This is a genomic window from Thiothrix caldifontis (genome assembly GCF_900107695.1).
Classification (GTDB): domain Bacteria; phylum Pseudomonadota; class Gammaproteobacteria; order Thiotrichales; family Thiotrichaceae; genus Thiothrix; species Thiothrix caldifontis.
In genome coordinates, this window is the sequence record NZ_FNQP01000040.1 from 1 (window position 1) to 19,273 (window position 19,273).

Annotated in this window: 19 protein-coding genes and 1 riboswitch; of the genes, 15 read left to right on the forward strand and 4 right to left on the reverse strand. The window is 56.1% G+C overall.

The window, feature by feature from the left end; genetic code table 11:
• Positions 1-12: 12 nt before the first annotated feature.
• Positions 13-171: a hypothetical protein gene (locus tag BLV87_RS19590; RefSeq protein WP_175517813.1), complete on the reverse strand. Its 159-nt coding sequence runs from the start codon at positions 169-171 to the stop codon at positions 13-15.
• A 147-nt stretch (positions 172-318) separates the two neighbouring features.
• Between BLV87_RS19590 and BLV87_RS18180 the strand changes: the two genes are divergently transcribed.
• The 7 genes from BLV87_RS18180 to BLV87_RS18210 all read left to right on the forward strand — a co-directional run bounded on the left by BLV87_RS18180 (position 319) and on the right by BLV87_RS18210 (position 5,054).
• Positions 319-687 carry a nitrogen fixation protein NifQ gene (locus tag BLV87_RS18180; protein WP_093070992.1) on the forward strand — a complete coding sequence of 123 codons (369 nt, stop codon included), beginning with the start codon at positions 319-321 and terminating at the stop codon, positions 685-687.
• The gene (gene draG, locus BLV87_RS18185; protein ID WP_093070993.1) at positions 666-1,598 is read left to right on the forward strand and encodes an ADP-ribosyl-[dinitrogen reductase] hydrolase; all 933 of its coding nucleotides are present in this window, start codon (positions 666-668) and stop codon (positions 1,596-1,598) included. Before BLV87_RS18180 ends, draG begins: the two co-directional genes overlap by 22 nt.
• Positions 1,595-2,095: an Rrf2 family transcriptional regulator gene (locus BLV87_RS18190; RefSeq protein ID WP_175518063.1), complete on the forward strand. Its 501-nt coding sequence runs from the start codon at positions 1,595-1,597 to the stop codon at positions 2,093-2,095. The genes draG and BLV87_RS18190 overlap by 4 nt, the downstream gene beginning before the upstream one ends.
• Before the next feature lie 143 nt (positions 2,096-2,238).
• Positions 2,239-2,562, forward strand: coding sequence for a HesB/IscA family protein (locus BLV87_RS18195; RefSeq protein ID WP_093070997.1), 324 nt, complete (start codon positions 2,239-2,241; stop codon positions 2,560-2,562).
• Between the two features lie 33 nt (positions 2,563-2,595).
• On the forward strand, positions 2,596-3,477 hold the full coding sequence (gene nifU, locus BLV87_RS18200) for a Fe-S cluster assembly protein NifU (RefSeq protein ID WP_093070998.1): 882 nt from the start codon (positions 2,596-2,598) through the stop codon (positions 3,475-3,477).
• Between the two features lie 11 nt (positions 3,478-3,488).
• The gene (nifS, locus tag BLV87_RS18205; RefSeq protein WP_093071000.1) at positions 3,489-4,706 is read left to right on the forward strand and encodes a cysteine desulfurase NifS; all 1,218 of its coding nucleotides are present in this window, start codon (positions 3,489-3,491) and stop codon (positions 4,704-4,706) included.
• A gap of 96 nt (positions 4,707-4,802) precedes the next feature.
• The gene (locus BLV87_RS18210) at positions 4,803-5,054 is read left to right on the forward strand and encodes a nitrogen fixation protein NifZ (protein ID WP_093071002.1); all 252 of its coding nucleotides are present in this window, start codon (positions 4,803-4,805) and stop codon (positions 5,052-5,054) included.
• Here BLV87_RS18210 and BLV87_RS18215 read toward each other — a convergent pair.
• Positions 5,051-6,835, reverse strand: coding sequence for an AAA family ATPase (locus BLV87_RS18215; protein WP_093071004.1), 1,785 nt, complete (start codon positions 6,833-6,835; stop codon positions 5,051-5,053). The two genes, BLV87_RS18210 and BLV87_RS18215, sit on opposite strands and share 4 nt — an antisense overlap.
• A 281-nt stretch (positions 6,836-7,116) precedes the next feature.
• Positions 7,117-7,226, forward strand: a riboswitch (guanidine-I (ykkC/yxkD leader).
• A gap of 58 nt (positions 7,227-7,284) precedes the next feature.
• On the opposite strand from BLV87_RS18215, the gene BLV87_RS18220 reads away from it, so the two are divergent.
• Genes BLV87_RS18220 through atzF form a run of 7 tightly spaced genes read left to right on the forward strand, consistent with a single transcriptional unit; the run spans position 7,285 to position 16,829 of the window.
• The gene (locus tag BLV87_RS18220; RefSeq protein WP_093071006.1) at positions 7,285-8,349 is read left to right on the forward strand and encodes a putative urea ABC transporter substrate-binding protein; all 1,065 of its coding nucleotides are present in this window, start codon (positions 7,285-7,287) and stop codon (positions 8,347-8,349) included.
• Between the two features lie 24 nt (positions 8,350-8,373).
• The gene (locus BLV87_RS18225; protein ID WP_093071008.1) at positions 8,374-9,195 is read left to right on the forward strand and encodes an ABC transporter permease; all 822 of its coding nucleotides are present in this window, start codon (positions 8,374-8,376) and stop codon (positions 9,193-9,195) included.
• Positions 9,192-9,965, forward strand: a complete 774-nt coding sequence (locus tag BLV87_RS18230) for an ABC transporter ATP-binding protein (protein WP_093071010.1) — start codon at positions 9,192-9,194, stop codon at positions 9,963-9,965. The genes BLV87_RS18225 and BLV87_RS18230 overlap by 4 nt, the downstream gene beginning before the upstream one ends.
• Positions 9,958-10,713, forward strand: coding sequence for an urea amidolyase associated protein UAAP1 (locus BLV87_RS18235; protein ID WP_093071011.1), 756 nt, complete (start codon positions 9,958-9,960; stop codon positions 10,711-10,713). Before BLV87_RS18230 ends, BLV87_RS18235 begins: the two co-directional genes overlap by 8 nt.
• Positions 10,714-10,723: 10 nt before the next feature.
• On the forward strand, positions 10,724-11,362 hold the full coding sequence (locus tag BLV87_RS18240; protein ID WP_093071013.1) for an urea amidolyase associated protein UAAP2: 639 nt from the start codon (positions 10,724-10,726) through the stop codon (positions 11,360-11,362).
• 18 nt (positions 11,363-11,380) lie between these two features.
• On the forward strand, positions 11,381-15,031 hold the full coding sequence (uca, locus tag BLV87_RS18245) for an urea carboxylase (protein ID WP_093071015.1): 3,651 nt from the start codon (positions 11,381-11,383) through the stop codon (positions 15,029-15,031).
• 1 nt (position 15,032) lies between these two features.
• Positions 15,033-16,829, forward strand: coding sequence for an allophanate hydrolase (gene atzF / locus BLV87_RS18250; protein WP_093071016.1), 1,797 nt, complete (start codon positions 15,033-15,035; stop codon positions 16,827-16,829).
• A 46-nt stretch (positions 16,830-16,875) separates the two neighbouring features.
• On the opposite strand, the gene BLV87_RS18255 is transcribed toward atzF, so the two are convergent.
• Positions 16,876-17,589, reverse strand: a complete 714-nt coding sequence (locus BLV87_RS18255) for an ATP-dependent helicase C-terminal domain-containing protein (protein ID WP_093071018.1) — start codon at positions 17,587-17,589, stop codon at positions 16,876-16,878.
• Between the two features lie 3 nt (positions 17,590-17,592).
• Positions 17,593-18,906 (reverse strand): helicase-related protein, encoded by a 1,314-nt coding sequence (locus tag BLV87_RS18260; protein WP_175518065.1) that lies wholly within the window; start codon positions 18,904-18,906, stop codon positions 17,593-17,595.
• 103 nt (positions 18,907-19,009) lie between these two features.
• Between BLV87_RS18260 and BLV87_RS19595 the strand changes: the two genes are divergently transcribed.
• Positions 19,010-19,183 (forward strand): hypothetical protein, encoded by a 174-nt coding sequence (locus BLV87_RS19595; protein WP_175517799.1) that lies wholly within the window; start codon positions 19,010-19,012, stop codon positions 19,181-19,183.
• Positions 19,184-19,273: the final 90 nt, after the last annotated feature.

The window sequence follows — 19,273 nt, forward strand, 5'->3', positions numbered from 1 at the left end:
ATCTACGTCAAATTACTGATTATCCTCATCCAACACTGGATCATGCTCACCGGATTGTGGGAAATACCCCAGCGCAGCCTCACCAAAGGTGTTCAAGCCATTCAGGAACAGGCTTCCCATCTTGCCGCCTGCATCGCTGAGCGACGCAGCTTGATAAAATGCCTCAAGCAACTGGCAAAACTCTTCGCTTCTTCAACCGCTTGCCGACAAAACAAACGGAGGAAAAAACCTAATAATTGGATGAGATTACAGCAAGTTAGGGAATGGAGGGCTTAAAGTTGATGCGTATAGGCATACCATTTCCCAACCCTACCGTCTGTGCCACTGCCTGCGCACGTCGCATCGCTAGATTTTGCACGTCTGCCAGAACTTGATGACCTGCGCATCTTGTTACAACAACACCAAAGTCAGCCTTCACCGATGGCAGGCTGGATGACCGAAATCGTTTGCGCGGGATGTACGGGCAACGATCACCTCTGGCAAGACCTCGGATTGTGGTCGCGCAAAGATTTATCCGCGCTGATGCACGATAATTTCCGTCCCCTCGCAGAACGGAACACCAAAGACATGAAGTGGAAAAAATTCCTCTACAAGCAAATGTGCATTGGCGAAGGCATCTACGTATGCCGCGCCCCCTCCTGTGAAGTTTGTGTGGACTACGCCGCATGTTTCGCACCGGAAGCCTAGTCACCGACCTCGAAACCGAATTGCACAGCCTGCAACGATCGGTTGCCGCTTACCTTGGCCTTGCGGTTGGCGATGCCTTGGGTGCAACCGTGGAATTCATGACCCCGGCTGAAATCCGCCACGAATACGGCACACACAAAAATATGATCGGCGGCGGCTGGCTGAAACTCAAAGCGGGCGACATCACCGACGACACCGAAATGAGCCTTGCCTTGGGCAACGCCATCCTCAGCGCAGGCAAAGTCGAACCCGTGAGTGTCGCCGAAGCCTTCAGCGCGTGGATGCGCAGCAAACCCAAAGACATCGGCAATACCGTGCGCCGTGGCATCGTCCAGTACCGCCGCACCGGGCAAACCGAAATGCCGGAAAGCGAACACGACGCAGGCAATGGTGCATGTATGCGCTGCCTGCCCGTCGCCCTCGTCACCCTGCATTCTTCATGGACAGACGTGCAAACTGCCTCACGCCTGCAAGCCCACATTACCCATCACAACGCAGTATCGGATGCAGGCACAGAATGCATTATCCACATGCTACAAGCCGCCATCCTCGGCGAACCGTTGGCAGAACTCGAATTGCTGGCACGCAAGCTGGTGATGGAATACCCCGTATTTGAATACCGCCAACGCCGCCGCGACAACCCCAGCGGCTACATCGTCGATACCCTGCAAGCCGTGTTCCAGTCACTATTCAGCACCGATAACTTTGAAGCCGCGCTGGTCGATGTCGTCAACCGGGGCGGCGATGCCGACACCACGGGCGCAATCCTCGGCATGGTCGCAGGCGCACTGTACGGCATAGACAACATTCCCACCCGCTGGCTGGAACGGCTCGACCCTAATATCCGCGCCCAATGCACCCAACAAGCCCGCGCCCTTTACCAACTGGCACAACAAGGACACACCCCATGAGACTTTCCCGCAAAGACGAACACTCCATTACCGCGATGCTGTCACTGGCGGCTACTGACCGTTACGCCGCTCCCATCAGCCTCACCGAACTGTCGGAGTCGTTGGGCATTTCCACCTCGTATCTGGAACACATTTTTAGCGGCCTGCGCAAACATGGCTTGGTGGAAGGCTTGCGCGGCGTAGGCGGCGGCTACCGACTGGCACGCCCTGCGACACAGATCAGCATTGCCGACATCCTCCACGCCACCCACGCGCTGACGGATGAAGACACGCTGGAAAGCACGCTTGCAACTGTGGATACACGCGGGCTGGAAGCTGCCCAAGGTTGGGTGGAACTCAGCCGCCGTATCCGCGACTTTCTCGGCGAACTCACCCTTGCCGATTTCGCCAGCACCAAACCCAGCAGCGTTTGGAAACAGCGCGAAGATTCCGTCAGCAATTACATCGCCACCATGTTTCCGCCACACACGGTCTACAACAACAGTATGTCTGCTTAACGACAAGCCCAGCGCAACTGACCTGTGCCAAATCCTACAAAACCACTCGAACAATACAAAAAATACTTAATAATCAACAATAAAACCACTTGGCACAGGCTTTGCAATATTCCCGTAAAGCACTTTACAACGGGAGATAACGCATGATCATACTGACCGACAACGCCCAGAAAGCCCTCGGACGTTTCATTGAAGGCGCAGACAAATCCATCGCTGGCTTGCGCATTGGCGTTTCCGGCGGCGGCTGTTCCGGCCTGCAATATTCCATGAGTCTGGTCGAAGCCAAAGCCGACGGCGATCTGGAAGTCCCATTCCCTGCACTGACCGTCTTCGTTGATCCCGAAAGTGCGCCGAAACTGGAAGGCTTAACTGTGGATTTCATCGACGGTATCGACGGCAGCGGTTTCAAGTTTGAAAACCCCAACGCCACCAATAGCTGCGGTTGCGGCAAATCATTCGCTGCCTGATTCACGACGCCACGCCAACAGGAGACCCAAGCCATGTGGGATTATTCAGAAAAGGTACAAGACCATTTTTTCAACCCGCGTAACGCTGGTGCAGTCGCACAAGCCAATGCCACTGGCGATGTGGGTTCACTCAGTTGCGGCGACGCGCTACGCCTGACCCTCAAGGTCAACCCTGAAACCGACATTATCGAAGATGCTGGCTTCCAAACCTTTGGTTGCGGCTCAGCAGTCGCCTCCAGCTCTGCGCTGACCGAAATGGTCAAGGGCATGACGGTGGATGATGCGCTGAAAATTTCCAACCAAGACATCGCCGATTATCTGGATGGCTTGCCACCGGAAAAGATGCACTGTTCGGTAATGGGGCGCGAAGCCTTGCAAGCCGCCGTTGCTAATTACCGTGGCGAAGAGTGGAAAGACGACCACGAAGAAGGCGCGTTGATCTGCAAATGCTTCGCGGTGGATGCGGTGTTGATCGAAGAAACCATTCGTGCCAATAACCTCAGCACGGTGGAAGAAGTCACCTTCTACACCAAAGCGGGTGGCGGTTGTTCCGCGTGTTTTGAAGGTATCGAAGAAATCCTCAACAAAGTCATGCTGGAACGCGATGAAGAAGAAGTCGTCGCACCGCCACCCGAACCCGTCAAGCCAGCCAAAGCCCCGTTGACCAACCTGCAACGGATGCGCCGCATCGAGCACACGCTGGAAGCAATCCGCCCGCAACTGCAAGCCGACCGGGGCGACATCGAACTGGTGGAAGTCGATTTCGATAAGAAAATCGCCTTCGTTAACCTGAGTGGCGCGTGTTCCGGTTGCCAGATGGCAGCGGCTACTTTGGGTGGCGTGCAACAGCGCGTCATGGAAGATTTGGGTGAATTCATCCGCGTATTGCCTGCGACTGAAATGGGCAAGTTTTAAGGAGTGGTGTGATGAGTGAAGGTATTTATCTCGATAACAATGCGACTACGATGGTGTCGCCGGAAGTCGTGCAAGCCATGCTGCCGTTTTTTACCGAGCAGTTCGGCAACCCGTCCTCCATCCATCAGTTTGGCAACAAGGTTGGGCTGGCGATTAAGGCTGCCCGCAAGCAAGTGCAAAAGCTGCTGGGTGCGGAACACGATTCCGAGATCGTTTTCACATCATGCGGCACGGAATCCGATTCCACCGCGATCCTCTCTGCCCTCAAGGCTCAGCCGGAACGCAAGGAAATCATCACTACTGTAGTTGAACATCCTGCCATCCTGACGCTGTGCGAAAATCTGGAAAAAGACGGCTACACCGTGCATTACCTCAAGGTAGACGGCAAAGGTCGGTTGGATTTGGATGAATACGCCAAATTGCTCACCGACAACGTGGCGATTGTGTCGGCGATGTGGGCAAACAACGAAAGCGGCACGTATTTCCCGGTGGTGGAAATGGCTGAAATGGCGAACGCGGCGGGCATCATGTTCCACACCGATGCGGTGCAGGCGGTCGGCAAGATTCCGATGAGTTTGAAAGACACCAAGATCGACATGCTGTCGGTGTCGGGGCACAAATTGCACGCGCCGAAAGGCATTGGTGTGCTGTATTTGCGCCGGGGCACACGCTTCCGTCCGCTGCTGCGCGGCGGGCATCAGGAACGTGGGCGGCGGGCGGGGACGGAAAATGCGGCCTCCATCGTCGCACTCGGCAAAGCTGCGGAAATGGCGCTGGAGCACATGGAGCACGAAAACATTTGCGTGCGTGCCATGCGTGACCGTCTGAAAGAAGGCTTGCTGGCTGCTATTCCCAACTGTTTCGTGACCGGCGACCCGGACAATTGTTTGCCGAATACGCTCAATATCGCGTTTGAATACATCGAAGGCGAAGCGATTTTGTTGATGCTTAACAAGCAAGGCATCGCGGCTTCCAGCGGTTCGGCGTGTACGTCTGGCTCACTCGAACCGTCGCACGTCATGCGGGCAATGGGCATTCCTTATACGGCTGCGCATGGCACGATCCGCTTCTCGCTGTCGCGCTACAACAATATGCCCGAAATCGAGAAAGTCATCGCCGCCGTTCCGCCGATTATTGCGCAACTGCGCAAGCTGTCGCCGTATTGGGATGCTGCCAATAATGTGCCAGTGGAAGAACCGGAAAAGGCGTTTGCTCCGGCTTATGCCTGACACACCGAAGAGGGCGTATGCAATACGCCCCTACAAGAAACACCCGTAGGGGCGTATTGCATACGCCCTCTTTCTCTTCCCATATTCGGAGACAACATGGATATTGCTCAAATTCAACCCGGTGACATGGTATTTGCGGCTGCCGACTTGTTCAGTGATGGCGAAATTCCGGGCTACGCCGAAGGTGCGCTGGTCGTCAAAGCGGGTACTCGCGGCGTGCTGATCAATACCGGGCATTATGAGGAATACCCGGATGTGGAGTTTTATCTGGTGCAGTTTGAAGATGAGAGCGGGACGTTGGGGTTGTCGTTGGGGTGTTGGGCAGAGGAGTTGACTACCAACGCTTAACAAACCTCCCACACCAACCGTTCAAACCCCAACGCCACCACCGCCAGACACCGCAATCGCTGCGGCTCACGGTACTTTGCCTCCAACACCTCGCGGTAATGCTGCAATTGCTGCCGCGCTTCCTGCATGGCAGTTTGCACCGCAGGCAATGCCGCCGATTCCTCGCGCTGCTGGGCACGAACCTGTTCCCCGCTCAAACCCAAGTCCGCCAGCGGCAAGTATTTGAATTCCAGCACCATATCCAACAGCGCGTATTGGCGCATATTCGGGCGCACAATCAGGGTCAAGTCGGAATAACGCCGCTGCAATGCCGTTTCCGAATCCATAATGTAATAGGTGTCATTGAACAGCAGGGTCAGGAACGCAGTTTTGACCGTCAGCTCATTGCTCCAGCGGTAATCACGGTTATTGAACACCGCGAAGTATTTGCTTTCCATGAATTCTGCCAAAGGCTGCAACTCGGCAGTCTGGTAAAACTTATCGGTCAAGCGGTGCAAACTGTGCCGATCACCCGCATCCGGCAAGGCATTACGTTTGAGTTCATCGACATACAAACCCCGGATTACCAAATTGGGGATGCCCAACACCAATTCCCCAATCATGCCGCGCCCCGTCAAGGTCAACACCCCGAAGAAATACAGCAAAGACACCATGTAATCCGGGTCAGTTTGAATATCGTGCAGTTTTTCAATGCCAAACTGGTTTTCCAGACGTGCCAGCGTAACCGCCTGTTGCTCATCCAGAATATTGGCAATCACCGCCTTGCCTGCGGGCAGATTGGCGATGTAACGGATTTTGTTGGCATCCATCGCCAAGTTGCCATCCAGTATCTGCGGTGGGGCACTGCAATATTCTTGATAGTGGCGCAGGAAATAAAACGTCAACGTCGGGTTGTAAACACAGGCTTGCTGCATATCGCCGCAAAAACGGTAGCCATTGTAAAAGACCCGCATGGTTTCCAATGTGGTTTGCACACTATCACTGGGTTGCTGGCATTCCGCACTGATGGTTGTTACCAACTGCGTCAGTTCGGGGGCTGTCACACCACACAGCGCATTGAATTTAGGCTCAAGGTATACGTGGGTAGCGACGTTGTAGCCGCTGGTCATGTCACTCATCACCAAGGGTGATACACCCGTGATGAATACCCGCCCGATCTTGCCTTCGGAAGCATTGGCTTTAATGGCTTTGAATAAGGTTTTTAAAATCCCTTCGCTTTGCACCAAATCTTCGTAACGTTGCTGATTAGGGCGGGTTTGCATCAGCACTTCATTGGCAAAATTGTCGTATTCGTCGATCAATAGGTACAGTTGCTGACCGCTGCTGCCTACCGCATTTACCAAAGATTCAAATGAGGCAATGGCGTTGTCAGTAATAATGTCGACACCAACCTGTAAATAAGGCTGGTACTGCTGCACAAAATACTTGATGGCTTGGTTGATATGGTCGAACAAATGGCGGGTAATCGCGGCGGTATCACCTTGCGCCGACACTTTGGAAAAATCCCAACGCAATACCGTATATTGGTTCTGTTCCCCCGTCGGATTTTGCCCAACCGCCAAATCGCCGAACAAGGTTTCAAATTCACCCGCCCTGTTGAGGTCGTAATAGTTCGCCAGCGTAGACAACAACAAGGATTTGCCGAAACGGCGCGGGCGCAGGAACACAAGCTGCTCACCCGCCTGTTCCAGCAGGGAGATATGCTGGGTACGATCAAGGTACAGTTTGCCTTCTGTGCGTATTGCATAGAAATTACTGTTTCCATAGGGAAAATTAATCATAATGCCACTGCCATTCAACCAAGGTGATTACCTGATTCTAGCATGGCGCGCGGCAAGGCGGGCAGCTCACGGCAGTCAATAAACGCAACACCTCTGTACATTGCCACCATTACTGTGCATACCCACGCAAATGGCACTACAAAAGTGCGACAAACCGTAGAAATGAGGGTGAATTCTCCCAAAAATGCCCTGAAACCATTGGCACAACACTTGCAGAGAAACTTTTAACACGAGAGTAATCGACAACTTTAATTATCGACAGGCTCGCAATACAATCCGGAAAAATGGGTCGCTAGGGTTCCGGTCGGTGGTATGAAAATCCACTGATGCTGGTCCGAGAGCAACCGACCTTCACAGCAAGGTTACACGGCGGGATAAAAACCCGGGAGGTTATCGTTATCGATACTCTCGCGTGCTTTTATCTTGAACCGAAACTGTGGAGAAACCTGATGACTTACCATTTCCATAAAAAGCTCAGTGCCCTGTTACTCATACCCGCCCTCCTGTTCAGCCTCAACGCCCACGCTGAAGCCAAAGACTCCTTCAAAATTGCCTGGTCGATCTACGCAGGCTGGATGCCGTGGGATTACGCCGACAGTTCCGGCATTATGAAAAAATGGGCGGACAAATACGGCATCAGCGTCGATATTGTGCAAATCAACGATTACGTCGAATCCATCAACCAGTACACCGCTGGCGGCTTTGATGGCTGCGTCATGACCAATATGGATGCGCTGACCATTCCAGCGGCTGGCGGGGTCGATTCCACCGCGCTGATTGTGGGTGACTTTTCCAATGGCAACGACGGGGTTGTCCTCAAGGGCAAAGACAAGAAGCTGGCTGACATCAAGGGGCAGAAAGTCAATCTGGTGGAACTCTCGGTTTCGCACTACCTGTTGGCACGCGGTCTGGAAAAAAGCGGCCTGTCCGAAAAAGACATTACCGTGGTCAATACCTCGGATGCCGATATGGTCGCCACCTTCAGCTCCAGCGATGTGACTTCTGCGGTGACCTGGAACCCCTTGCTGTCTGAAATTGCCGCGCTGCCGGATACCAGCAAGGTGTTCGATTCCAGCGAAATTCCTGGCGAAATCATCGACCTGATGGTGGTCAACAGCGACACCCTCAAAGACAACCCCAAACTCGGCAAAGCCTTGGTCGGTGCATGGTACGAAATCATGGGTCTGATGAAACAAGGCGACGCAACCGCCCTGACCGCGATGGCGAAAGCCTCCGGCACCGATTTGGCAGGCTACAAGGCACAACTGGATGCCACCAAAATGTTCTACACCCCAGCGGATGCGGTGGCTTTCACCGACAGCGCGGAACTGCCCAAAACCATGCAACTGGTCAGCCAGTTCTCGTTTGACCACGGCTTGCTGGGCAGTGGGGCAAAAGATGCCGGTACAGTCGGCATGGCGTTCAGCGGCGACAACATCACCGGCGACAAGGCCAATGTCAAACTGCGCTTTGACAGCACCTACATGAAAATGGCAGCAGACAGTAGCCTGTAAGCGAACGCACAGGGGAACCGTGCCATGAAAAGACTCATTAACCAGCGTCCATCCCGCGCCGCGCAGGTGCTGCTGGGGATTTTGCCCTTTGCCTTGCTGTTGCTGGCCTATCTGTGGGCATCGGAACTGCGGCTGGCAGCCAACCCGAACGACAAACTGTTGCCCGCTTTCAGCAGCATTGGCGAAGCGATCTGGAGCATGGCGTTTGAAGCCGACAAGCGCAGCGGCAACTACCTGTTGTGGGTCGATACCCTCGCCAGCTTGCAACGGCTGGGCTTGGGTGTATTGCTGAGTGCCTTGATGGGGCTGGTGATTGGGGTGGCCAATGGCGCGGTTCCACTGTTTCGGGCAGGGCTTTCGCCGCTGGTGATGGCTCTGTCGCTGATTCCGCCAATGGCAATTTTGCCGGTGCTGTTCATTGTGTTCGGCTTGGGGGAAGTCTCCAAGGTGGCGCTGATCACGATTGGTATCGCGCCATTCCTGATCCGTGACATGCAGCAACGGGTGCTGGAATTGCCGGAAGAACAGCTCATCAAGGCGCAAACCCTGGGGGCGAGTAGCTGGCAATTGATCTTGCGGGTGATATTGCCGCAAGTATTGCCGCGCTTGCTGGATGCGGTGCGCCTGAGTCTGGGTTCGGCGTGGCTGTTTTTGATTGCTGCCGAAGCGATTGCTGCCACCGAAGGCTTGGGCTACCGGATTTTTCTGGTGCGCCGCTACCTGTCGATGGATGTGATTTTGCCCTATGTGTTGTGGATTACCTTGCTGGCCTTCCTCACCGATTACCTGTTGCGGGTGCTGACCCGGCGCAGCTTCCCTTGGTACTACAACGGAGGCAAACCATGAATGTCATCGAAGCCCGCCACTTGTGGAAAGAGTACGGCGACAATGTGGTGCTGGAAAACGTCAGTCTGGCGGTCAAGGCCGGGGAATTCATTACCGTGGTCGGAACCTCTGGCTGTGGCAAAACCACCTTCCTGAAACTGCTGCTGGGGGTGGAAACCGCTACCCGTGGCGACTTGCTGCTGGATGGCAAGCCCTTGCCGGATGAACCCAATGCGGATCGCGGTATCGTGTTTCAGCGTTATTCGGTGTTTCCGCATTTGAATGTGCTGGAAAACGTCATGCTGGGGGCGGAACTGGCAGCTTCACCTTTCTGGGGGCGCACCTTTGGCAAACGCCGCCGCGCCATCCGTGAGCAAGCGGTGGCGATGCTGGAATCGGTGGGTTTGGGGACAGCCTTGCTCAAATACCCGTCGGAATTGTCCGGTGGGATGCAGCAACGCTTGGCTCTCGCGCAAGCCCTGATTAAAAAGCCGCGCATCCTATTGCTGGATGAGCCGTTCGGCGCACTCGACCCCGGTATCCGTGCCGACATGCACCAGTTGATCCTCTCCATCTGGCGGCAGACCGGCCTGACCATTTTCATGATTACCCACGACCTCAAGGAAGGCTTTTACCTCGGCACGCGCCTGTGGGTATTCGACAAACGGCGGCATGACCCGCAAGCCCCCAACCGCTTTGGGGCCACCATTACTTACGACATTCCGCTTGGGCATACCGACCGGACGACCTTGCACACCATCCAACAATCGCTGGGAGCCAACCATGACTGAAACCTCTTCCCCCTCTACCTTGTTGTATGAAGACCGCATCCCCGGTGGCGCACACTGGTCATTGCTGCTACGGCAGGGAACCAGTCTGCGCCTGATTGATCTGGACGGTGGCGCGAATGTCGGCATGTTGTTCTATAACCCGCTGGAAAAGCTGGAACGCTACAATGCTCCCGACACCCTCAAGTGTCAGCACACCTTCAAACTGACCCGTGGGCATTGCCTGTATTCCGACATGGGGCGGATTTTTTGCTCCATCGTGGCCGATAGCGTTGGTTGGCACGATACCGTCGGCGGCAACCTGAGTACTGCCGCGTTGCAACGCAAGTGGGGCGTGAAAACCTATCAGGATTTCCGCAACGACTGGACAATCAGCGGCGAACAGGCTTTTCTGGTGGAACTGGCGAAATACGGCCTCAACCGCCGTGACATGGCAGCCAACCTCAACCTGTTCAGCAAGGTTGCGCCGGATGATGACGGCAAGCTGCATTTTGTCCCCGACCACAGCAAGGCAGGCGATAGCGTTGAACTGCGCTTTGAAATGGATACGCTGGTGCTGTTCCACACTTGCCCGCACCCGCTGAACCCGGCGGCGGAATACCCCAAAAAGCCGGTTGCCTACCAGCTACACGCGGCTGCCCCCGTCGCCGAGGACGATTACTGCATGAACTTCCGCCCGGAAAACCAGCGTGGATTCCAGAACAACCACATCTACCATTTGCAGGGCAAGCACCCGCACGGCTGCTGTTGAGGAGGCACACATGATCAAGGAAATTCTGTTACAGGCAGCCGCTGCCAGTTACCGCGCAACCGTTCCGGCGGGTGATTACTGGATGCAGGTGGTCAAGGCAGGGCAAACCCTGCGCATTCTCGATCGGGAAGGCAATCAGGCTGCCGATACCCTGTTTTACAATGCGGTTGACCCGTCAGAGCGGTATTCAGCGGTGGATACCATCCGCGAGCAGGGCAATGTGTACCTGACGGCGGGTACGCCTTTGCTGTCGAATCTTGGCAATGTCATGCTGGAAATCACCGCCGATACCTGCGGGCGGCACGATACCTTGGGTGGGGCGTGTGCCACCGAATCCAACACCGTGCGTTACGCACTGGAAAAAAAGTGTATGCACGCCTGCCGCGATAGCTGGATGCTGGCGGTGGTTTCCCACCCCGAATTCGGCATGAGCAAGCGCGACATTACCCACAATATCAATTTTTTCATGAATGTGCCGGTCACGCCTGACGGGGGTTTGAGCTTTGCCGATGGCATTTCGGATGCGGGCAAATACGTGGAAATGTTGGCGCACATGGACGTGATTGTGCTGATTTCCAACTGCCCACAGCTCAATAACCCGTGCAATGCCTACAACCCGACCCCTATCGAAGTGCTGATCTGGAATTAACCCAGCGGGAAGACTGCCATGTTCAACAAAGTCCTGATTGCCAATCGCGGCGCGATTGCCGTGCGTATTATCCGTACCCTGCGTGCGCTGGGGGTCAAGGCGGTGGCGGTGTATGCCGAAGCCGACCGCGATTCCCTGCACGTCCAGCACGCTGACGAAGCCTGGTCGCTGGGCGAAGGTTCGGCGGCGGAAACTTATCTGAACCAGCCGCGCTTGCTGGAAATCATCGCCGCCAGTGGCGCACAAGCCGTGCATCCGGGCTACGGTTTCCTGAGTGAAAACACCGCGTTTGCGCAACGCTGCGAAGCGGAAGGCATTGTGTTTCTGGGGCCAACCCCGGCACAAATGGAAGCGTTTGGCCTGAAACACCGCGCCCGCGAACTGGCCTTGCACAATCAGGTGCCGCTGCTGCCCGGTTCGGATTTGCTCGACTCGCTTGACGCTGCCCTTGCCGCAGCCGAAAGCATTGGCTACCCGCTAATGCTCAAATCCACTGCCGGGGGCGGCGGTATCGGGATGCAACGCTGTGACAATGCTGCTGAACTCAGTGCCGCCTATGAATCGGTGCGGCGTTTGGGGGCAAACAATTTCGCCAACAGCGGCGTATTCCTCGAAAAATTCATTACCCACGCCCGCCATATTGAAGTGCAAGTGTTCGGCGATGGGCAAGGGCAGGTGCTGGCTTTGGGCGAACGCGACTGTTCCGCGCAACGCCGCAACCAGAAAGTGATTGAGGAAACCCCCGCGCCTAACTTGCCGGAAGCGGTGCGTCACGAATTACAAGCCGTGGCGGTGCGGCTGATGAGTGCCGTGCAGTACCGCAGCGCAGGCACGGTGGAATATGTCTACGACCAGCAAACGGATGCGTTCTATTTTCTGGAGGTGAACACGCGCTTGCAGGTAGAACACGGTGTCACCGAACAGGTGTATGGCGTGGACATCGTGCGCTGGATGCTGGAACTGGGTGCGGGTGAATTCGTGTTCCCGGCTGAAGCGTTACGCGCCAATGGACACGCCATCCAGACCCGTGTGTATGCCGAAGACCCCAATAAGCAATTCCAGCCGTGTGCCGGGTTGCTCAGCCATGTGGCATTTCCGCAGACAGCGGGTTTGCGCATTGACCACTGGATTGAAGCGGGTATGACGGTTTCGCCGTTTTTCGACCCGATGCTCGCCAAGATCATCTGCTACGCGCCGGATCGGGCGACCGCCTGTGAGCAACTGGATGCCGCACTCGCTGCTACCGACATTTACGGCATTGAAACCAATATCACCTACGTGCGGCAAGTGCTGGCAACCGACACTTTCCGCGCCGGACACATCACTACCCGTTACCTCAACAGTCTGGCATGGCAGCCGTACAGCGTGGATGTGCTTGCCCCCGGTACGCAAACCAGTGTGCAGGATTATCCGGGGCGGCAAGGGTATTGGGATATTGGCGTGCCACCTTCGGGGCCTTTCGACGCCTGGTCATTCCGCCTCGGCAACCGCTTGCTGGGCAACGTGCCAGAGTGCGCCGGGCTAGAAATCACCTTGAGTGGCCCGACCTTGCGTTTCAATACCGCTACCCGTGTGGTGCTGACGGGGGCGGCGATGGAAGCGACGCTGGATGGCGTTACTATCCCATTCTGGCAAGTTATCACCGTAGCCGCAGGCAGCACCCTGAAACTGGGCAAGGTGCAAGCCGCAGGCACGCGGGCGTATTTGCTGCTGCAAGGCGGGGTGCAATGCCCGCACTATCTGGGGTCACGCGCCACCTTTACGCTGGGGCAATTTGGCGGACACGCCGGGCGGGTGTTGCGCAGTGGCGATGTATTGCACCTGCTGACACTGCCTGCGGTGTTGCCGCAGATTGAAACCTTGCCCGTCAGCCTGTTGCCGGAGATAAGCACTGACTGGGAAATCAAGGTGATCTACGGCCCCCACGGTGCGCCGGATTTTTTCACCGCACAGGACATTGACACCTTTTTTGCCACCGACTGGGAAGTGCATTACAACTCCAGCCGTACCGGCATCCGCCTGATTGGCCCCAAGCCGCAATGGGCGCGTTCCGATGGCGGCGAAGCGGGGATGCACCCGTCCAACCTGCACGATAATGCCTATGCGGTCGGCACGATTGATTTTACTGGCGACATGCCGGTGATTCTGGGGCCGGATGGGCCGTCCCTCGGCGGATTTGTTTGCCCTGCGACCGTGATTACTGCCGAACTGTGGAAACTGGGGCAATTACGCGCAGGCGACAAGGTGCGGTTTGTGCCAGTGTCGCTGGCGGAAGCGGTGGCGTTGGAGCGGGCGCAACAGCAAGCTTTGGCGGAGTTAAAATCCCCCCTAACCCCACTTTTTCAAAGGGGGGAACCAGAGAAGCAGCATTCTTGCTCCCCTCCTTTGCAAAAGGAGGGGTTGGGGGAGGATTTCTCTTCAATCCTAAAAACCCTCACTCCCACCCAACACCCCGTCGGTATCACCTACCGCCCCTGCGGCGACCACTACCTGTTGGTCGAATACGGCGCAATGGTGCTGGACATCAACCTGCGCTTCCGTGTCCACGCGCTGATGTTGTGGTTGCAGGAACAGCAGATCGAAGGCGTGCGCGAACTCACCCCCGGTATCCGTTCGTTGCAAGTGCATTACGATAGCCAAACCTTGTCCGTGGATGCGTTGCTGGCATGGCTGGAACGGGCGGAACAAGCCCTGCAAGGCATTGAGGATATGCAAGTGCCTGCCCGCATCGTGCATCTGCCTTTGTCGTGGGATGACATTGCCTGCCGTGAAGCCATTGCCAAATACCAACAGTCGGTGCGCAAGGATGCGCCCTGGTGTCCGAGCAATATTGAATTCATCCGCCGTATCAATGGGCTGGCGTCGATTGAAGAGGTCAAACGGATTGTGTTTGAAGCGAGTTATCTGGTGATGGGTTTGGGCGATGTGTATCTGGGTGCGCCGGTTGCTACACCACTGGATCCGCGTCATCGGCTGGTGACCACCAAATACAACCCGGCACGCACCTGGACAGCGGAAAACTCGGTAGGCATCGGCGGCTCGTACCTATGCGTCTACGGCATGGAAGGCCCCGGTGGCTACCAGTTTGTCGGGCGTACCTTGCAAATGTGGAACCGTTACCGCCAGACCCGCGAGTTTACCCAGCCGTGGTTGCTGCGCTTTTTCGACCAAATCCGTTTCTATGAAGTCAGTCACGAGGAATTGCAGCAAATCCGCCAGGATTTCCCGCAAGGCCGTTACCCGCTGCGCATTGAGGAAACCACCTTCAGCCTGCGTGACTACAACGCCTTGCTGGAACAAAACCGCACTGACATCGCTACGTTCACCGCGCAACGGCAGGCGGCGTTTGACACCGAATTGCAGCGCTGGATCGACAGCGGGCAATTCCATTTTGAAAGCGAATCGCAAGCCGGAAACGCTGAAGCCGAACGTGAAACCCTCGATGACCACCACACTGCGGTGGATAGCCCGCTGGCCTGTTCCATCTGGCAAGTGCTGGTCGAGCCGGGGATGGCGGTCAAAGCTGGCGATACCCTGCTGATACTGGAGGCGATGAAAATGGAGATTAAACTGGAAGCACCCTGCGATGGCGTGGTGTTATCCCTGCAACGCCAAGCCGGGGCGCAAGTGGCGGCGGGCGAACGTTTACTGGTGCTGGAGGTACAATAAGATGGCAATACCAACACTCAACCTGACGATTCCGGCACTTCAGGCGGCTTATCGCAGCGGCTCATTGACGCCTGCGCAATTGCTGGATGAACTGTTGATCCGCTGTGACAGCTATGCCGCGCACAATATCTGGATCACCCGCCTGAACCGGGAACAGCTTCAGCCTTATCTGAAGGCGTTGGCAGGGCATAGCCCGGATACTTTGCCCTTGTATGGCGTGCCGTTTGCGGTCAAGGACAATATCGACCTTGCCGCGATTCCGACCACGGCGGGGTGTGCCGAGTTTGCTTACGTGCCATCCGAGGATGCGTTTGTGGTGGCGCAATTGCTCAAGGCGGGGGCGATTCCGTTGGGGAAAACCAATCTGGATCAGTTTGCTACCGGCTTGGTGGGGGTACGTTCGCCGAGGGGGGCGTGCCGCAACAGTTTCAACCGCGCGTATATTTCCGGCGGTTCCAGTGCAGGGTCAGCGGTAGCCGTAGCCTTGGGACTGGTGAGCTTTGCGTTGGGAACCGATACTGCTGGTTCCGGGCGGGTTCCGGCAGCATTCAACAATATCATTGGCGTGAAACCCAGCAAAGGCTTGCTGAGTACGCGCGGCGTGGTTCCCGCCTGTCGCAGTCTGGATTGTGTGAGCATTTTTGCCTTCACCACCGATGATGCCAATCGTGTGCTGGAGGTGGCGGCAACGTTTGATGTGCAGGATGCTTACGCCCGCCCCAACCGTGACACTAACCGGCGTAATTACGGGCTTGCCAATACCCCGTTCCGCTTTGCCATTCCGCAGGATGAACAGTTGAATTTCTTTGGCAATGACAGTGCCCAAGCCTGTTTCACCGCAACTGTCCGCTCGCTGGAGGAATTGGGTGGCGAATGCCAGCGTGTGGATTTTTCCGCTTTCTTGCAAGCCGCGCGCCTTTTGTACGAAGGGCCGTGGGTAGCGGAACGCCGGATAGCAACGACAGGGGTCAAACCGCAGGCGATGTTGCCAGTGATCCGCAATATCCTCGCCAGCCAACAGGATGCCAGCGCAGATGACCTGTTCCGGGCGCAATATCAGCTACAGGAATATAACCAGCAGGTGCAGGCTATCCTTGAACATTGCGATTGTTTGCTGACGCCGACAGCTGGAACCCTTTACACCATTGCCGAGGTTGAGGCTGATCCTATCCGCCTCAACAGCCATTTGGGTTATTACACCAACTTCATGAATTTGCTGGATTGTGCGGCGGTGGCGATGCCTGCGGGATGGCTGGATAATGGTTTGCCATTCGGGGTTACTTTGTTTTCACGCGCCTTCAGTGATACACGCTTACTCAGTATTGCCAACCGTTTGCAGCAAGGCTTACAACTGCCCTTGGGGGCAACCGGCCAGGCATTACCCGCTTCACAGGCTGGCAATACCGGGGTCATGGATCGTATCGATGTGGTGGTTTGCGGCGCACATTTGCAAGGTTTGCCGCTGAACTGGCAGTTGACCGAGCGGGGTGGTGAGCTAATTGCCAAAACCCGCAGCGCCGCCTGTTATCGCCTGTATGCACTGGCTGGCGGCCCACCCTTCCGCCCCGGCATGGTTCGGGATGAAGCCGCAGGAACCGCAGTTGAAGTCGAAATCTGGCGGCTGCCTACTGCACAGTTTGGCTCATTTGTTGCTGGTATCCCCGCACCACTCGGCATTGGTAAAGTGGAACTGGCGGATGGGCACTGGTATAGCGGTTTTATCTGTGATCCGTATGCGCTGGCGACGGCGACAGACATTACCCATTTCGGGGGCTGGCGGGCTTATATCGGCAAATAGTGACGCAAGATTCGCGTAACCCCAAGCGCTGGTAAGGCAGCGCCGCTTAAAGCAGCCGCTTAACCTTGCGCGTGGCAATTGCCTGCAAGGGGTCATCCGGCCACGGGTGTTTAGGGTAACGCCCTTTCATATCCTTTTTCACCTCGTGGTAAGAGGTGCGCCAAAACCCTGCCAAATCCTGCGTAATCTGCAACGGCCTACCCGCCGGGGACAGCAGATGCACCAGCAGCGCAACTCTGCCATTGGCAATGGTCGGGGTTTGTTGGCAACCAAACATTTCCTGCAACTTCACCGCCAGTACCGGCGGCGACTGGCTGTAGTCGATGGCGATGTCATGACCGGAAGGCACTTCCAGACGTTTGGGGGCAAGTTGTTCGAGACGTTGCTGCATCTCCCACGGCAACAGGCTGCTGAGGATGCTGGTCAAATCCAGCTTTTTGAAATCCGCCAATACATTCACCGCATCCAGATACGGGGCAAGCCAGTCTTCCAGCGTTGCCAGCAAGTTGGCACGGCTGACATCAGGCCACGGCTGTTCCGGTTCGACGCTGTGTAACAGGTTCACCCGTGCGCACCATTGTTCCTGTTCCGCTTGCCAAGGCAATACATCCAGCCCTTGCTTGCGGATGAAGCCAATCAGTGCGGCACTTTTGGCTTCAACAGGCACGGCTTGCAAAGCTTTGCGCTGTAACACCAACGCGCCGATTTTTTGCTGTGCTTCGGCGATGAAACGCCCCGCTTTATTATCCCATTCCACCACGGTTTACGCACGCACCTGATCAGCTAATGCGCTGGCAAACAGCTTGTCATCCAGTGCGGCGGCGGAACGGATGGTGTCGCTGCTTTTGCCCACCATGCTGCTGACTTCCGCAATCGCCAGCCACGCCTGATTGCCGAGCGCGTGTTTGTCGGGCAGGTCAGCACTGCGTCCGTTGGCAAGCTGGTAGCCGCCGGAATGCCGCCGTCGGGCAAGTCGATCCGGGTAAGCACAGGCCAGTAAATAACCGTGAATCTGTGTCGCGGGCAGCAAAAAACTCACACCACTTTCCGGCAGTTTCTGGCTGCGGATTTGTTCCACGAACTGGTTTGCCAGTTGGCGGGTGCGTTGTAACCAGCCTTGCTGTTGATGCGGACATTTGGCCTTTCCTGCCAGTATGTCCAGCGGGTGGCTAATGTCGGGATTCTCCTGGCTGAACGGGTTACGCTCGGACAGTAGACTGGCAAGGTTGGCTGCGGCGTTCAGGTGTCCGGCCTGTGCACCACAAATCAGCAGTTGGGCAAGGCGCGGATGCACGGGCAGATTGCACATCACTTGCCCATGCGCAGTCAGCACCGTGGCTTTGCCCTTGCGTGCAATCGCGCTGAGCGTTTCCAGCAAATCCAGTGCTTGTTGCCAAAGACCGGAAGGCGGCACATCCAGCCAGCGCAGTTCCGCCGGGTCATCCACACCCCATTGCAGCAGTTGCAGCGCAAGTGGGGCGAGATCGGCACGCAGGATTTCTGGCGTATTGTGCGCGGCAAGTTGTTCTTGCTGGCTTTCCGTCCAAAGTCGGTAGCACACACCGGGAGCAAGCCGCCCTGCCCGTCCGGCACGTTGGGTGCTGGAGGCGCGAGAAATGCGTGTGGTGTGTAAGCCGGTCATGCCAGTGCCAGGGTCGAAACGGGCTTCGCGCACCAGCCCGGAATCCACCACGACATCCACACCTTCGATGGTCAGACTAGTTTCGGCGATATTGGTTGCCAACACGACTTTGCGTTCACCCGCTTGAGCATCGGTTAACGGGGCAATGGCTTGTTGCTGTTCGTCCAGCGTGAGGTTGCCGTACATCGGGCGTAAATGCACCCCACGGATGCGGCGTTCCACCAGCCATTCGCCGAGTGCTTCGGTGGTGCGGTGGATTTCGCCTTGACCGGGCAGGAAAGCAAGGATGCTGCTGTCAGGATTGTCGCTCAAGGCTTGGCGCAAGGTGACAACCATGCGCTCGACAATGCGTTCGTTGGGTTTGGCAGCTTGCCCATAGCGAATGTTGACCGGATAAGTACGGCCTTCACTGCGTACCACGGGTGCATCATTCAACAGGCTATACGCATCAACTTTAACCCGCGAAAGCGGTCTCCCTCTCTGGTAGGCTATTAGTTTTGCACACCGAATAGATCGACTTCGACAAGGAGACCGCGCATTGATACTGACAAAAGTAGCCACCGCATTGCAAGCCATCTTGTATGAAAAAGCGGACGCGTTAGCAAAAAAAGCGGCTTCATTCAACGCCAGCGCAAACTCAGCGGCTCGAACTTCATCCGCAGCTTGGTGTTTGGCTGGATGGGCAATCCTGCCAGCACATTGGATGGATTAAGTCGGACAGCCGCCTTCCAACAGCTCCCCATTAGTCCACAGGGACTGGACAAACGTTTTACCCAAACAGCGAGTGAGTTCATCCAGCAGG

Bases quoted from the DNA above. Each gene is read 5' to 3' on its own strand.
- draG (WP_093070993.1), top strand. From the start codon at position 666: ATGTTTCGCACCGGAAGCCTAGTCACCGACCTCGAAACCGAATTGCAC.
- BLV87_RS18190 (WP_175518063.1), top strand. From the start codon at position 1,595: ATGAGACTTTCCCGCAAAGACGAACACTCCATTACCGCGATGCTGTCA.
- BLV87_RS18195 (WP_093070997.1), top strand. From the start codon at position 2,239: ATGATCATACTGACCGACAACGCCCAGAAAGCCCTCGGACGTTTCATT.
- nifU (WP_093070998.1), top strand. From the start codon at position 2,596: ATGTGGGATTATTCAGAAAAGGTACAAGACCATTTTTTCAACCCGCGT.
- nifS (WP_093071000.1), top strand. From the start codon at position 3,489: ATGAGTGAAGGTATTTATCTCGATAACAATGCGACTACGATGGTGTCG.
- BLV87_RS18210 (WP_093071002.1), top strand. From the start codon at position 4,803: ATGGATATTGCTCAAATTCAACCCGGTGACATGGTATTTGCGGCTGCC.
- BLV87_RS18215 (WP_093071004.1), bottom strand. From the start codon at position 6,835: ATGATTAATTTTCCCTATGGAAACAGTAATTTCTATGCAATACGCACA.
- BLV87_RS18220 (WP_093071006.1), top strand. From the start codon at position 7,285: ATGACTTACCATTTCCATAAAAAGCTCAGTGCCCTGTTACTCATACCC.
- BLV87_RS18225 (WP_093071008.1), top strand. From the start codon at position 8,374: ATGAAAAGACTCATTAACCAGCGTCCATCCCGCGCCGCGCAGGTGCTG.
- BLV87_RS18230 (WP_093071010.1), top strand. From the start codon at position 9,192: ATGAATGTCATCGAAGCCCGCCACTTGTGGAAAGAGTACGGCGACAAT.
- BLV87_RS18235 (WP_093071011.1), top strand. From the start codon at position 9,958: ATGACTGAAACCTCTTCCCCCTCTACCTTGTTGTATGAAGACCGCATC.
- BLV87_RS18240 (WP_093071013.1), top strand. From the start codon at position 10,724: ATGATCAAGGAAATTCTGTTACAGGCAGCCGCTGCCAGTTACCGCGCA.
- uca (WP_093071015.1), top strand. From the start codon at position 11,381: ATGTTCAACAAAGTCCTGATTGCCAATCGCGGCGCGATTGCCGTGCGT.
- atzF (WP_093071016.1), top strand. From the start codon at position 15,033: ATGGCAATACCAACACTCAACCTGACGATTCCGGCACTTCAGGCGGCT.